The following is a 753-nucleotide window of genomic DNA, read 5'->3' as shown; positions in this document are numbered from 1 at the left end:
TTGTTGGTCAACCAAGATCGTGTCGTCTTCGCTGATTGGAATATTTGGATTGGCTAAACAATGGCTCGACGTGCTGAACAGAGCAAGCGCAAATGCAAAGATACCAGCGATTTTTTTAGCTTTATTGTTATGTTGACGCACGGATACTGACCTCGTTTTTCTTAACAACATTACGGATCATACATAAAGTTCTGCGACATTTTTGTGAACTGCTTTTATGGGCATAGTGAGAGTGAGAACGGTGTCGACTAAATGACGCCTTACTAAGCCGAAACTGTGCTGGGTGGCACAAAAAAAGATCTGTGAAATTTCTAAAACGGCTCAGAGAGAGGAGATAAGGTCGCGAACTTCACTAAAATGCCGTCGGCTAACTTCCGTTGTGAGGCCATTGCTGAGCTCAATGATGTGCGTACCCGATGCGGATTTTTTGAGTTTTCTAAGATGTTTAGTGTTAACGAGAGTGCTACGGTGCACGCGAATGAAGTGCGGGTAAAGCTCTTCGAGTTCTTTTAAGGTTTGGTTACTTAAGGTTTCGCCTTGCTTATGAATAACATTCACATACTTTTGATCGGCTTTGAATAGCAGTATATCGTCGAGGTCGATCTTTTCTTGGCCATCCCATGTGTTCGCAATAAAGAATGAATCCGCACTTTGACCTGCCTGCAGTACTTTGACAGCCTTTAAATGAGCCTGACTTAATGCTTGTGCTTGGTTCAAACTTTGCAGAAGCTGCTCTTCTCTAGCCGGCTTTAG

1 protein-coding gene is annotated in these 753 nt (G+C 43.3%); it reads right to left on the bottom strand.

All coding sequences use genetic code 11. From position 1 onward, the window contains the following. Window positions 1-321: 321 nt before the first annotated feature. On the bottom strand, window positions 322-753 hold a 432-nt coding region (locus A3762_RS01665; protein ID WP_197468934.1), incomplete at its 5' end, for a LytTR family DNA-binding domain-containing protein.

This window comes from Oleiphilus sp. HI0125, assembly GCF_001635355.1.
This window is presented reverse-complemented; position numbering and strand designations above follow the sequence as displayed.